Below are 14,437 nucleotides of genomic sequence, written 5' to 3' on the forward strand. Positions count from 1 at the left end.
ACCGTTAGGATTGTCTTAGACACGAATTAGCTTAAGTGTGTGTTTGGAAACGTCTTACCAGTTAAGTTACTGCGTACTCGCAATTTAGTCTTAACTTAACTGTGGAATGTAAGACATTGAATATAGTGAGATGAGTATAGCAAAACTTATCGCATTTAACAATTGCCTTATATCCACCGCCTGAAGTCGCAGGTTTACGGCAACGAATGATAAAATGGCGGTGACGGAGGGATTCGAACCCTCGATACGGTAAACCCGTATGCAGCCTTAGCAGGGCTGTGGTTTCAGCCACTCACCCACGTCACCGAATTTTAGGTGTTAGCCAATCCTTGTGCCATGCCCTATCACATGCCAATCGGCATAGGATTGTGGGAGGGCATTATAACAGACGGTTTTAAAAATGCAAGTGTTTTGTAGCATTGGCGGCGACAATTTTTGCCCTGCTCGTGACGCTGTCGTTGGTCTGGGCATACCGCTGTGACAACACAAGACTTTCTGGCAAAAATATGCCAAAATGCCGATACATGCAGGCAAGTTTTTTGTGGCAATTTGGCGAATTTTGGCAGGTTGAATATGGCGATGCGTCCAACGGTGTTGTGTTTTTCGGGGCTTGACCCGTCTGGTGGGGCCGGTTTGCAGGCAGATATTGAGGCGATTGGGCAGTCGGGAGCCCATGCGGCGGTGGTGTGCACGGCTTTGACGGTGCAAAGCTCGCAACAGGTGTATGGGTTTGAGCCGTGTGAGGCGGCATTGTTGCGTGAGCAGGCGCAAACGGTGTTGGCAGATTTGCCAGTGCGCGCGGTCAAGTCGAGTATGCTGGGCACAACGGACAACATCGCGCTACTTGCTGAGCTGTTTGCCTCGGGGGTGATTGCACGCGGCACGCCGTATGTGCTTGACCCTGTGTTGGTTGCCAATAGTGGTGGGGCATTGGGCGATAAGACGACGTTGGTGGCGGCGTTTGGTCAGTTGTTGGCGTTTGCCACGCTGGCGACGCCCAATAGCCATGAGCTGCGTGATTTAACGGGGATTGATGATTTGGACAAGGCGGCGCGTGATTTGTGTCAGCGTGGTTGTCGTGCGGTTTTGGTTAAGACGGCGCATGAAAACCATGCCCATGCCATTGAGCAGACGCTATACGCGTGTGCTGGCGATACGGTGCGGCAGGTGTACCGCACACGCTTGCCGCGGCTGACAGGTGAGTATCACGGCTCAGGCTGTAGTTTGGCAAGTTATGTGGCAGGGCGTTTGGCGATGGGTGATGATTTGGCGGTGGCGATGCAATGCGCGGATATTTGGGAGCAGCAGATACTACGCGCGGCAGATATCCCACATGCCGATGGGCAGCGCATTCCAAAGCGGTTTTGGTATGTTTAAAGGTTGTTGTGCTGAAATAGGGTATCAGTCGATAAGGCATAAAATTGTCGTGGCATAATCTGCAAGCGGATTGGGGAACGATTGGCGTGGTGGTGCATACGCTGATCACGTTGGTGTTGGTGGTGCGCGTGTTGCTGCAGCAGCGCAACAACAGCGTGGCCATTGCGTGGATTGCAATTTTGTTTGCCTTGCCGATGATTGGGTTGGTGGCGTATCTGCTGTTTGGTGAGGTCAATATCGGGCGGCGTTATCGCAAGCGCAGTATGACGGCGCAGCAGATTTTGGCGGATTTTGCGCGCAGTCAGGCGATTGATTTTAACCAGCAGGTGCAGGATTTGTCTGACAGTGCGGCACAAATCAGCCGTTTGGGTTTTCGTAAAACGGGTTTGGGGGTGTATGACGGGCATACGACGACGCTTTTGACTGAGTCGGCGGCGATGTTTGACCACCTGCTGGCGGATATTCATGCGGCTAAGCGGCTGATTATTTTAGAGTTTTATATTATTTATCCCAAAGGGCGTGTTGAGGCACTGCTAACGGCGCTGATGGCGGCAGCACAACGCGGTGTGACGTGCCATGTGCTTGCCGATAGCGTTGGTAGTTTTGATTTTTTTGCCAGTCCATGGGTGGCAAGGCTGCGCGCGGCAGGGGTATGGGTGCATGAGTCGTTGCCCGTTGGGCTGTTTAAGACGTTGGTCAAGCGCATTGATATCCGCAATCATCGTAAAATTGCGGTGTTTGATGGCAATATTGGCTACACGGGCAGTTTTAATTTGGCTGACCCCAAGGTGTTTAAGCAAAATGCCAACGTTGGGCAATGGATTGATGTGCTGATGCGCATTGAAAATGCGCCGACAATGGCGGACGCGCCACGGGTGAATGTGGTGCAAGCCATGCTGCTGGTCGCGTCGGCGGATATCAGCGCTGAGACGCAGGACAATTTGTCCAGTCTTGAGCAGTCAATTAACCAGTTTACCAAACGCCTGTACACGGCAACCACGCCTGAGAGCCTGTCGCCCACCTCAATGCTGTATGTGATGGCAGGGCCGCGTGAGCGTGAGGAGGTGGCGTTGTCTGCGCCCAAGGCCGATGCCACCGCGCTTGCGACACTGCCGTCACGATTTGCGCCTGTTGAGAACGTTGCGCTACAGTTGATACCATCCGCGCCTGAGCTGACGGGGCATGTGATTTATGAAACGTTGCTGTCAGCGATTTTTAGCGCGCGTCAGTCGGTGACCATCACCACCCCGTATTTTGTCCCCGATACGCCGCTGCTGATTGCGCTGACAACGGCAGCAAAACGCGGCATTCGGGTGACGCTGAATTTGCCCAAAAAGGTGGATTCAAATTTGGTGCATTATGCGTCGCGCGCGTATTATGAGCCGCTGCTGACAACGGGGGTTGAGATTGCGCTGTTCACAGGTGGGCTGCTGCATGCCAAAATCGTGACGATTGATGACGATTATTGCCTGTTTGGCACGGTCAATATGGACATGCGCAGTTTTTATTTGAACATGGAAGTTAGTGTGGCGATTTATAGCCCGGCGCTGATTGCACAGATTGCTGCCTGTCAAACGCGCTATCTTGCCCACAGCGAACGTTTGACGCTGGCAGCATGGCGGCAACGCGGCTATGTCAGTCAGTTGGTCGATAACGGCATTCGGCTGTTAAGTCCGCTGTTATAAAACCGCACGGGCAAAAGTTAAACCAATCATAACGCACGTGATACGTTGGTTTGGCGTTGGGTATGCTAAGATTTGACCATCAAACTTTTGTTTAAACCATAAAATTTTTGCCCAATACAAGGAACTATCCCATGAGTCAAATCAACACCCCTCAACTGACCGAAGACGATTTAGACGATCCAAAAGCCCGCGATGATATGCACGTGTTAGCCGATGCTGAAGACGATGCGGCACTCTCTGCCAGCCACATCGCCACGCCCGAAGAAGGCTTAACACCCATGCACCGCCAAAACATCAACGAAAGCCGCGTTGATGAGGTGTTGGTCGAAGATGCGCTGAACAAAGACCACTATTCTGATATCCGCGATATCGCCGATTCAGAGGCGATTGATTTGAGCTTTGATGACTGATTGGTTTGACAGTAGCAGGTGACACGCGTGCCTGATGCGGCGCGCTTTTTTGTTGCCTGCTATTGCGTCGCTGTCCAGCGCAACATAGCATCTAGCACCGTTTTGGCTTTGGGGTTAAAGCGCACGTTGGGCTGGTTAATCAGCCCAACGACGGCATACCACTGCCCTGATTGGCTGTGTACATAGCCTGCCATGCCAATGGTGTCATCCAGCGTACCCGTTTTGATCCACGCCCGCCCGATGGCAGGGTGATTGGGGTCGCGTGCTTTGAGCTCGCGCATAGTGCCCGTCTCGCCTGCCACGCTCAGCGATTGGCGATAGACATTAAAATCCTTGTGCGTGTAGGCATAGCCCAGCAGCGCTGCAAGGCTGTTTGGCGTGACGCGGCAATCGCGGCATAGCCCCGATGCGCGCGACATGACGGGCGGCGGCGCATCGGGTAGATGTTGCCGCCACCACCGCGCGATAAAATCAAACGTCTTTGGATAATCGCTGACCGTTTGGTTGTCGGCATACAGTGGCAATGACAAGGCGACTTGCTCGGTCATGACATTGTTAGAATAGTGGTTGATATCGGCGATAATATCGGCAAGCGGTGCAGAACTGGCATACGCCAGCAGCTTTGGGCGCGTGTGACGCATAATCCAACGCTGTCGCCACGTGGGGTCAGGCGTGATGTCATCAACAAAGCCAAGCTGCCCACCAAATTCAGGAAACTGCTGCTGCCACTCATAGCGAATGGTGTTTTTTGCCAGTCGATTGGGGTCGGCATAGGTCAGCCAGCGCTGCTGTGCGCCGCAGTTCACCGACGGATTTTGATGAAAGCTTAACCCCGTGGGCGTTAAGTCGGCAATCCAATCATCCTTTGACAGCTTACATGGTGTGCGCGTGACAGCAAGTGTTTGCGGTGCACTAAAATCCGTCATTTGCGGTGATACCTTGACCCGAAAGCCCGCAATGTCAGCGGCCTTGAGCGTGTTACTTGCCATGCTTGCCTGTGTGGTGGGCTCGATGGTGGCGGGGGTGGGCGTGCTGGCTATTGTTGGGGCAGTGGCTGCGGTTTTGCCAAATGGCTCAAGCGTCACAGTCAGCGTGCCAAAGTTGATTAGCAGCGCGTTGGGCATGGCGTTGTAAGGCCGCAAGCCCTTGCCATCAAAGGCATTGGGGTCGAACCCCACCTCACCAAAGCGGCGGCTGTCAATCATCACGCTACCTGTGACGCGCTTGATGCCATGCGCTTTGACTTGGGCAAGTAAATCACTGAGCTGCTCAGCGGTCAATTTGGGATCGCCACTGGCCTTGATGATGATATCACCGTACAACGTGCCACGCCACACGATGCCATGCTGATACAGCTTGGTTTGCCACATGAAATCCTTGCCCAACGTATCAAGCGCGATGAGCGTTGGTATCAGTTTTTGGGTAGATGCAGGGGTGCGCGGCGTGTTGGCATGATAAGTGATGACCTCGACAGGCTTTGGCGCAGCGTCGTTGGTCATCGGCAAATTGGGCAACCGCGCGACCACGATGCTGACGTTGTCGGGGTTTAGATTTGCGGCGTTGATGGCGGTTTGTAGGCTTGCAGGCAAGGTATCGGGCGCAAGCGCGGTGGTTTGGGCGTGGCTCAACGTGGCTTGACCAAGACCGCACACAGCCGCGCAAGCAAAGACAAGTCGGGTTAAGCAAGGGCGTAAGGTTGGTTGCATTTTTCTACATTTTTATGAATGGCGGTGACTATCGAATGGCGGACGGGTCTGCTAAACTGGCTGTCTTTCACGCTGGGCAGACGTTGGCCGTCGGTTTGGCGTTTGGTGACATTTTTAGGGCGACGTGATTTAGGACAGATTATGGGCACAACACCAGCCACTCATCGGGCATACCGCCGCACGGCAACAACATTGGGCAAACTGACCGCGCTCAGCCTTGCGTTAGCACTTGGCATCACAGGCTGTCAGCGTAACACCAATGCCCCAAATGATGCAACCACCACGGCAGCCGATAGCGCACCGACTACCACCCCTGCCGCGCCCAAACCCATCGACGCAGTACCCGTTGGTGAGCCGATAGCCCCACCTGCCTCAGCCGTGCCCATTGTGCCTGTGCCGCAAGCACCTGCCCCTGCCAGTGTTGCCATTCAGCCGCGCGCGCAAGCGGCCGAAGCCAACGACACGCCCACGGCGCAAACCTCACCTATCGAAGCGGTCGCACCACAAGCACCTGCCGCCATGCCAAAAGCTGACACCCCAACGGCCAGCAACACCGCCAATCCAACGCCCAAACCCACCGCGCCAACCAAACAAGACCTGCTACGCGCCGATTTGACCAAACTGTTTCACACCATCAACGAGTTTGACCGCGAATCACAAGCCAAGCAAGCCGAAATTGGCCAAAAAATGCAAACGGCAAAAACACCGCAAGAGCAAGCCAAGCTATTTAAGCAAATCGTCAATCAAATGACCCAGCAAAAAAACACCTTGGCAAAATTGCAGTTTAGTGACCCACGCGTCACCCAAGTGCGCGATATGATGGTCGAAAGCGTCAATCAGTCCATCGCAGGCACGCAAGCGATGATCAAAAATCCAACAGCCACGCCCGAAACCCATCCTGAAATCGTTGAGCATATGCAAAAGTCACAAGATATTGCCGTCAAAGCACGTGACCGTTTGATGAAACTTACACAAGAAGCCGAAGGCGACGCTGCGCCCAAAAACAGCAAGACCCAACGCCAATAAATTTTGCTACCTTGATTTAAACATCAACGCTTAAAAAAATCAACCAACCGCTTGTATGACAAACGGTTGGTTTTTTTATACAAACGCAATCATGCCTAAATTTTGTTTGTTCATATCTATTCAGGCTTAACGGTCACCAACACGCGCACGCTGTCAGCCACCAACGCAAGCTGCGCCAACGCTTGTTCACCTTGCGCTTGTATACGCTCTAACGCGCTAATCTCGCTGTCACGTACGTTAGGATTGACGCGCTGTAGATAGCGTAACCGCTCAATCTCACGTTGCCAACGCTGCTGAAACACGCGCTGCGCCTGCTCGGCGATGGCAGGTAGCTGGGCGGCGGCAATGGTTTGCGCCTGTTCAAACCGCTGCTCGATGATATCACGCCGTGCCTTGATGACCTGCCGCGCACGGGTTTTATCCAACCGCTGAATGTACGGTGCGATCATATCACTGGCGATTTTTTCGCTAAAATCTGTGCCTTGTTGGCTCAAAAATACCCGAATCAGCGGCGTGGGCAAGTATGCAGGCAAGTTCAACAACTTAGGCGCGATCGCCTCAACACGAAAATTGACCTCAACCAACAGCATACCCTCAGGCATCGCACGGCTTTGCAGCAAAGCGACCGTGGCATTGCCAAACGTGCCGTGTGTTACTGTATCAAAAATGCTTTGCATAAACGGGTGTTCATAGCTCATAAACGCCACGTCTTCGCGCACCAGTGCGTGCTCACGCTCAAACGTTAGTGTCATGCCCTCTTCAGGTACAGACAAACCCTGCAGCGCGACTTCATCACTGGGTTGCAGCACCAACGAACCGTCACGTTGCCCACTATACTCCAAATTAATCGCACTTAAAAAATCTTCAAACAAACGCGGTAAGCTGTGGGTATCATCAAACTCGCGCAGCGTGTCGGCGATTTTTCGTGCCACGCGTGGACGGCAAGAGTTATATTCCAGCAGACGGTCGCGTCCTTGTTGTAGCGCGTCTTCTAAATCAAATCGCAGCGCGCGCCCTTGAGCGATTAACGCCTCTAACGCCGCGGCATTGGTTAGCACCTCGCCATCATCTAGCGTCAAATCCTTACCCTCAAGCACGGGCTTGAGCTCAACAATCAGCTGCTCTTGTACACTTTGCGCGGTCGGTGAAATTTGGCTAAAGATATTCAATGCCTCATCATACCAACGATACAGCCGTGCCGTTGCTGTGCCCTCGACATATGGCACATGAATGGTGATGTCATGCTGCTGCCCGATGCGATCAAGCCGCCCAATGCGCTGCTCAAGGGTATCGGGATTGGCAGGCAAATCAAACAATACCAAATCACTGGCAAATTGAAAATTGCGCCCCTCTGAACCAATCTCGGATGCAAGTAGCACCTGCGCCCCTGCATGATCAGCAAAATACGCCGCCGCTTGGTCGCGCTCAAGCAGCGTCATCTGTTCGGTAAACAGCGCGGTTTTGATCCCACCATGTAAGCGCAGCACTGCGTCTAGGCTCTCCACCGTCGCGCCACTACGCGCAATCAATAGCACCTTATGATAACGCAACGTATGGCGCAGCAGGTCAATCAGCCACGGCACGCGTGGATCATCTTGCAGCCATTCGCCATCGGGCGACAGCTCCTCACTCCACAGCTGTTCACGCAATTTGCCATGCGTGTGCAGGGTATCGCGCCAACTGTCTGGCAGCGCCAGCGCATAGCCGATGGCATGGCGACCACGAAAACCGTCAATCAGCTGCGCCACACTGTCACGGGTGTTGCGAAACAGCACGCGCCCCGTGCCATGACGGTCAAGCAACTCATGAATTGTCTGCGCACGCCCTGCTTCATCATCGCTGATATCATGCCCAAGCAAGCCTGCCAACGCCTGTTGCTGGCGTTCGCTCAATGGCGTATCACCAAGCAGCACCTCGGCAATCGCCGCAATTTGGGCAAATTTTGCCTCACTGTCCAAAAACTCGTCCAAATCCGCAAAGCGGTGTGGATCAAGCAAACGTAACCGCGCAAAATGGCTTTCAAGCCCCAACTGCTCGGGCGTTGCGGTCAATAGTAGCACGCCATCCGTCTGCGCGGCAAAACGCTCAACCAACTGGTAGTTGTCATTACCGCCATTTTCGCTGTGCCAATGCAGATGGTGCGCCTCATCAACCACCAACAAATCAAAACCTGCCGCCAGCGCCTTATTCGCCAAATCAGCATGGTCAAGTAGCAAATCAAGACTTGCGATGATACATTGCTCGGTCAAAAACGGATTTTGCTCGGGATCATGCTCGGCAATCGCCGCCGTGCGCACCAAGTCCATAATCGCAAAATCAAGATTAAAACGCCGCTTAAGCTCAATCATCCACTGGTATTGCAAGCTATCAGGCACAAGCACCAACACGCGCGCCGCCTTGCCCGTGAGCAACTGCTGGTGAATAATGAGCCCTGCCTCGATGGTCTTACCAAGCCCCACCTCATCGGCAAGCAGCACACGCGGTGCAAGGCGTTTACCCACCTCGTGGGCGATATACAACTGGTGCTCGATGATATCGACACGCGCGCCCATCAAACCACGCAGCGGATGGCTGGCTAAATTGCCTTGCGTGTGTAGCAGACGTTGGCGCAGCTCATACCAGCTGTTGTCATGCAAGCGATTGGCAAGCAAACGCTCAAGCGGTTTGGCAAGGGTCAGATTGGCTGCCAACCGCGTCTCCATCAGCGGCTTGTCGCTTTCTTCTACATGGTATTTGTACACGCCGTCGTGCTCTTCGGCAGCGCGCACGGTGTAGGTGTTACCATCTTGGTCTTGGATGCTGTCACCGACCTTGAACACCACACGCGACAACGGTGCTGACGCTTTGGCATACACGCGCATAGCCTCACTTTGGGCAAACAACACCTGCACGCTGCGCTCATCAACCAATACCACCACGCCAAGCCCAAGCTCGCTTTCGGTGTCTGATAAATACCGCTGTCCTATGGCAAAATCCGTCATACTACCTCACCGCTTACCGCTGTTATTTTTACCGTTGCATGCCCGCTGCCGCGCTGTCATTATCTGCCTAAATTTGGCAACCCAGCACACCATTGGCACTTCATTATGATGCGTGCCGATGGCGTAAAATCAAGGTTTGGCGCGTATTTTAGCCGTATTTTCAACGCGTGAATGCCTATAAAATCCGACCCAACTAGCGCACATCCAGCCCCAGATCCGCCAACGCTTGGCGCAACGTGGCGATATTATACACCGCATGGGCTTTGACCGTATTTTCAAAATACACAAATAACGTGTCAAAATTCGCCTGCTGATTGGCAATCGACTGTGCCCATGCCTGCATTTGCGGCGCACTGTAGCGATAATCGTGCCGCTCGCTGGCACTGTGTGCATCCCACCAATTCGGATTTTTGCCATGTAAACGCAAATACCCTACACGACTGGTAAACACCAATCGACTGTCGGGCAAGCCTGATACATCGGGATAATCAACGCTGCACCAAATCAGTCCTCGCTCAGCAAAACTGTGATACACCTGCGGCGTATGCCAACTGGCATGACGAAACTCAATCGCCAATGGCATACCGCCAAACCAGCCGACCAACTGCGCCAAATACCGCCGATGCGCGATGGTACGGTCAAAACCGTGCGGAAACTGTAACAGCAACGCCGCCAAACAATCATGCTCACAAATCGGGGCAATGGCGTGTAAAAATGCCTGCGCGCTGTCGCAGGTTGCGCGTAACGTGTGGCTAAAATCTTGGTGTAGCTTGATGGCAAACTTGACCTGCCCACCAGACTTTGCCAACATGCCCTCAAAAGCCTTGCGCCCAAGTGGGGCATAAAAACTGCTGTTGATTTCTACACTGGCATAATGCGCGGCATACGCCTGCAAAAAATCGGTTTTTTTGGTCTCAGGTGGGTACAACACACCAAGCAAATCCGTGTCACTGTAGCCACCTGTGCCTAAATAAATCGTCATAGCTGCCACACGGCCATTGCCCACAGCAATGCCAATAGCAAAAGTGCCATCAACTGCGCCGCAGAGCCCACGTCTTTGGCGATTTTGGCAAGCGGATGGCGTTCGGTCGACGTGTGGTCGATCGCCGCTTCAATGGCGGTATTAAACAGCTCAACCACCACCGAAAAAAACGACGCAAGCACCAAAACCATCTTGACCACAAGGTCAAACGGCATAAATACCAACACAACCAGCAGCGCGGCATTGAGCCATGTCACTTGCCGAAACGCTGCCTCATTGTGGTATGCCGCCAAAAAACCATCGCGTGAATAACCTGCCGCTTTGATGATCCGCATCACGCCTGTTTTGCCTTTGGCTTGGGCAGCATAGCCTGTCAGATTGCTGTTATTTGAGGATTTAGACGATTGATTCATAGTGTCTGCCGGTCAAAACGCTAACGTTTAGTTTACTGGATTTTGAGCCCAATAGGCAGAAACTGCCCACATCATGTAAAAAAACAGCCGGTCATCGACCAGCTGTTTTTTTGGTTAAACGTTCAAACAAGCATTACCAACCAGTAACTTCTTGAACTTTTTCACCGATTTTTGATGGATCACGGGTGTAGGCGATACCTGCGTCTTCAAACGCTTTGAATTTCTCTTCGGCTGTGCCTTTACCGCCTGAGATGATCGCGCCTGCGTGTCCCATACGCTTACCTTTTGGCGCTGTCACACCAGCGATGTAGCCAATCACAGGTTTGGTGACGTGTTCTTTAATGTACGCTGCCGCTTCTTCTTCTGCCGTACCACCGATTTCACCAATCAATACGATGGCTTCGGTTTGTGGGTCATCTTGGAACAGTTTTAGCGCGTCAATTTGGTTCATACCAGGGATGGGGTCGCCACCGATACCGATACAGGTTGATTGACCAAAGCCCAATTTGGTGGTTTGTGCCACGGCTTCATAGGTCAAAGTACCTGAGCGTGAGATGATACCCACTTTGCCGGGTTGATGGATGTGACCTGGCATGATGCCGATTTTGCACTCACCGGGGGTAATCACGCCAGGGCAGTTTGGCCCAACGATACGGATGATTTGCTCACCTTTTTCGGTCAAGTCTGCATTGACGTTTTCTAGATAGCGTTTGGCTTTTAGCATGTCAAGCGTTGGCACGCCTTCGGTGATGATGACGATTAGTTTAACGCCAGAGTCAATCGCTTCAATCACTGAATCCAACACGAATGGTGCAGGCACATAGATTACCGACGCATCCGCGCCAGTTTCTTTGACCGCTTCATCCATGGTGTTAAATACAGGTAAGCCTAGGTGAGTAGTCCCGCCTTTACCTGGGGTCACACCGCCGACAACTTTAGTGCCGTATTCAATGGCTTGTTCTGAGTGGAACGTACCGTTTTTACCCGTAAAACCTTGCACCAACACTTTGGTGTCTTTATCAATCAATACACTCATGGTTGTTCCTTTTATTTTAACAAAATTTTATCAATCTATTGCATTAAGCGTTTTGCACGGCTTCAACGACTTTTTTACCTGCGTCTGACAAGCCTTGTGCTGAAATCAATTTCAAGCCTGACTCGTCAAGCAGTTTTGCGCCCAATTCGGCGTTGTTGCCCTCAAGACGCACCACGACAGGCACAGTCACATTGACTTCTTTGACCGCCGCGATAATAGCTTCAGCAATCATGTCACAGCGTACGATACCGCCAAAGATGTTAATTAACACGGCTTTGACTGAGTCGTCATCCAAGATGATTTTAAACGCTTCAATCACGCGCTCTTTGGTCGCACCGCCGCCCACGTCTAGGAAGTTAGCAGGTTGTCCACCGTATAGCTTGATGATATCCATGGTTGCCATGGCAAGGCCTGCGCCATTGACCATACAGCCGATATTGCCCTCGAGTGCAACGTAGTTTAGGTCAAATTCAGACGCTTTAAGCTCGCGCTCATTTTCTTGGCTCTTATCGCGAAGTTCAGCGACGTTTGGCAGACGGTACAAAGCGTTTGAGTCGATACCAACTTTGGCATCCACACACGCCAAGTCACCATTTTCACGCACGGCTAGTGGGTTGATTTCAAATAGCGCAAAGTCATTTTCGATAAATGCACGATAGGCGCCCGTCATCAATTTGGCAAATGCGTTGATTTGCTTGTCTTTGAGACCCAATTTGAACGCCACTTCACGCGCTTGGTTTGGCATCAAACCAACCAAAGGATCAACCACAACTTTGATGATTTTTTCGGGGGTTTCTTCGGCAACTTTTTCGATTTCAACGCCGCCTTCGGTTGATGCCATGAACACCACGCGACGCGCTGAGCGGTCTACCACCGCGCCCAAATACAATTCGGTTTGCACAGGGTACATGTCTTCAGCAACCAACACGCTGTTTACAGGCTGGCCGTTGGCATCGGTCTGATAGGTCACCAAATTGGTGCCAATTAGGCTATCGGCAACTTCTTTGGCTTCTTCGCGTGATTTCACAACTTTTACGCCGCCTGCTTTACCGCGGCCGCCTGCGTGTACTTGGGCTTTGATGACGGCAAATTTGCCACCCATTTTGTCAAACGCTTGTGCTGCTTCGTCACCATTGTGTGCCAAGATGCCTTGTTGAACAGGCAAGCCGTATTTAGCAAGAAGTTCTTTGGCTTGATACTCATGTAAATTCATGAATTTATCCTCATTTTTGCTGTAAAAAACGTTATATAAAAATTGTCAAACGCTTACTTGGTTATGCCAAACCGCCTGTTATTCGTCCAAACGATTTGGCAACCTTCATTTTTGCAAGGGCTTATTTACGCTTGCGTTGAATCGCGTGAATCGCGCGCCCATCGGCTGATAGTACCGCTTCATGCACGGCTTCAGAAATGGTTGGGTGAGCAAATGTCATCAACTGCAAGTCTTCAATGCTTGAGACAAATTCCATCGCAATCATGCCTTGATGGACGATGTCGCCTGCACCTGCTGACACAGCGTGCATACCCAGCAGACGATCTGTTTTGGCATCGGCAACCACCTTGATAAAGCCTTGACCTTCACCTGCGGCCAACGCGCGACCATTTGCCGCTAGGCTAAACTGCCCTGTTTTGACCTCAATACCTTGCGCTTTGGCCTGCTCTTCGGTCATGCCAACCCATGCAATTTCTGGATGGGTATAAATCACGCTGATGATGGTGTCATAATTGACTTGAACTTTTTCACCATGAATGCGCTCAACCGCCATCATGCCTTCTTCCATTGCTTTGTGGGCAAGCATTGGGCCGCGCACCAAGTCACCGATGGCATACACGCCATCAAGGTTGGTTTTGCAGTAGTCATTGACTGCCACCAAACCACGTTCGGTGAGCTCAACGCCAGCATCTTCACCAAGCAAGTTTTCTTTGTAAGCACGGCGACCCACGCACACAATCAACTTGTCAAAGGTTTCTTCTTGCGTTTCGCCTTTGGCATCGGTGGTGACAACCACTTTGCCGTCTTTGACCTCTGCCTTGGTGACTTTGGTATCAAGGCGGATATCCAAACCTTGTTTGGTCAAAAGCTTCAATGCTTCTTTGCTGACCGCGCTGTCTGCTGCTGCCAAGAAGGTTGGCATGGCTTCATACACCACCACTTCTGCGCCCAAACGCCGCCATACTGAACCCAGCTCAAGTCCAATCACCCCTGCGCCAATCACCCCTAGACGCGCAGGCACTTCAGCAAAATCAAGCGCACCTGTCGAATCAACGATGTATTCATGATCGATGGGCGCAACGGGAATATCAATCGGCACAGAGCCTGATGCCAAAATCACGTTTTTGGCAGTCAAGGTCACTGCATCGCCACCATCTAATGGGGTGAACTGAACTTTTTTGTCCGCGCCTTTACCATCAATCAGCGTGCCTGTGCCTTGTAGCCAGTCGGCTTTATTGCCTTTTAGCAAGGCTGCCACACCGCCTGTCAATTGTTTCACAATCGCATCTTTGCGCGATAGCATTTTGCTGATGTCAATGGCAACTTCGCCTGTGCTGATACCATGCTCTGCCACGTCATCTTTAATCATTTCATAACGGTGTGAGCTATCAAGCAAGGCTTTTGATGGGATACAGCCGACGTTTAAGCACGTGCCGCCCAATGCTGGTTCACCTTTGTGTACGCGTTTTTCGATACAGGCCACACTCATGCCCAGCTGACCTGCACGGATTGCCGCTTCATAGCCGCCTGGGCCGCCACCGATGATGATTAAATCGTATGAATCTTTCATAATTTTTCCTAAGGTTATAATTGTTTAATATGGCTTAA

Annotated in this window: 11 protein-coding genes and 1 tRNA gene; 4 read left to right on the forward strand and 8 right to left on the reverse strand. The window is 52.0% G+C overall.

The features are described 5' to 3' along the window. Window positions 1-215 precede the first annotated feature (215 nt). Window positions 216-306, reverse strand: a tRNA-Ser gene (locus tag AC5L4R_RS03000). Between the two features lie 273 nt (window positions 307-579). Here AC5L4R_RS03000 and AC5L4R_RS03005 point away from each other — a divergent pair. The 3 genes from AC5L4R_RS03005 to AC5L4R_RS03015 all read left to right on the forward strand — a co-directional run bounded on the left by AC5L4R_RS03005 (window position 580) and on the right by AC5L4R_RS03015 (window position 3,472). After that, on the forward strand, window positions 580-1,377 hold the full coding sequence (locus AC5L4R_RS03005) for a hydroxymethylpyrimidine/phosphomethylpyrimidine kinase (RefSeq protein ID WP_494472693.1): 798 nt from the start codon (window positions 580-582) through the stop codon (window positions 1,375-1,377). Window positions 1,378-1,421: 44 nt separating this feature from the next. Beyond that, window positions 1,422-3,062 carry a phospholipase D-like domain-containing protein gene (locus AC5L4R_RS03010; protein WP_494472611.1) on the forward strand — a complete coding sequence of 547 codons (1,641 nt, stop codon included), beginning with the start codon at window positions 1,422-1,424 and terminating at the stop codon, window positions 3,060-3,062. A gap of 131 nt (window positions 3,063-3,193) precedes the next feature. Next, window positions 3,194-3,472 (forward strand): hypothetical protein, encoded by a 279-nt coding sequence (locus tag AC5L4R_RS03015; protein ID WP_494472612.1) that lies wholly within the window; start codon window positions 3,194-3,196, stop codon window positions 3,470-3,472. Window positions 3,473-3,531: 59 nt separating this feature from the next. Here AC5L4R_RS03015 and AC5L4R_RS03020 read toward each other — a convergent pair whose 3' ends face one another. Further along, the gene (locus AC5L4R_RS03020; protein WP_494472613.1) at window positions 3,532-5,100 is read right to left on the reverse strand and encodes a D-alanyl-D-alanine carboxypeptidase/D-alanyl-D-alanine-endopeptidase; all 1,569 of its coding nucleotides are present in this window, start codon (window positions 5,098-5,100) and stop codon (window positions 3,532-3,534) included. Between the two features lie 219 nt (window positions 5,101-5,319). Between AC5L4R_RS03020 and AC5L4R_RS03025 the strand changes: the two genes are divergently transcribed. After that, on the forward strand, window positions 5,320-6,204 hold the full coding sequence (locus AC5L4R_RS03025; protein ID WP_494472614.1) for a PM1805 family lipoprotein: 885 nt from the start codon (window positions 5,320-5,322) through the stop codon (window positions 6,202-6,204). Between the two features lie 116 nt (window positions 6,205-6,320). Here AC5L4R_RS03025 and rapA read toward each other — a convergent pair whose 3' ends face one another. The 6 genes from rapA to lpdA all read right to left on the reverse strand — a co-directional run bounded on the left by rapA (window position 6,321) and on the right by lpdA (window position 14,399). Further along, window positions 6,321-9,185 (reverse strand): RNA polymerase-associated protein RapA, encoded by a 2,865-nt coding sequence (gene rapA, locus AC5L4R_RS03030; RefSeq protein ID WP_494472615.1) that lies wholly within the window; start codon window positions 9,183-9,185, stop codon window positions 6,321-6,323. A gap of 193 nt (window positions 9,186-9,378) precedes the next feature. After that, window positions 9,379-10,167, reverse strand: coding sequence for a DUF72 domain-containing protein (locus AC5L4R_RS03035; RefSeq protein WP_494472616.1), 789 nt, complete (start codon window positions 10,165-10,167; stop codon window positions 9,379-9,381). Then, window positions 10,164-10,580, reverse strand: coding sequence for a diacylglycerol kinase (locus AC5L4R_RS03040; RefSeq protein ID WP_494472617.1), 417 nt, complete (start codon window positions 10,578-10,580; stop codon window positions 10,164-10,166). Before AC5L4R_RS03040 ends, AC5L4R_RS03035 begins: the two co-directional genes overlap by 4 nt. A 133-nt stretch (window positions 10,581-10,713) precedes the next feature. Further along, window positions 10,714-11,616 carry a succinate--CoA ligase subunit alpha gene (gene sucD, locus AC5L4R_RS03045; protein WP_494472618.1) on the reverse strand — a complete coding sequence of 301 codons (903 nt, stop codon included), beginning with the start codon at window positions 11,614-11,616 and terminating at the stop codon, window positions 10,714-10,716. Between the two features lie 43 nt (window positions 11,617-11,659). Continuing rightward, the gene (sucC, locus tag AC5L4R_RS03050; RefSeq protein WP_494472619.1) at window positions 11,660-12,829 is read right to left on the reverse strand and encodes an ADP-forming succinate--CoA ligase subunit beta; all 1,170 of its coding nucleotides are present in this window, start codon (window positions 12,827-12,829) and stop codon (window positions 11,660-11,662) included. 121 nt (window positions 12,830-12,950) lie between these two features. Further along, a complete protein-coding gene (gene lpdA, locus AC5L4R_RS03055) occupies window positions 12,951-14,399 on the reverse strand; it encodes a dihydrolipoyl dehydrogenase (RefSeq protein ID WP_494472620.1) in 1,449 nt (482 codons plus the stop codon). Window positions 14,400-14,437: the final 38 nt, after the last annotated feature.

It is taken from the genome of Faucicola sp. SE7633, assembly GCF_059264685.1.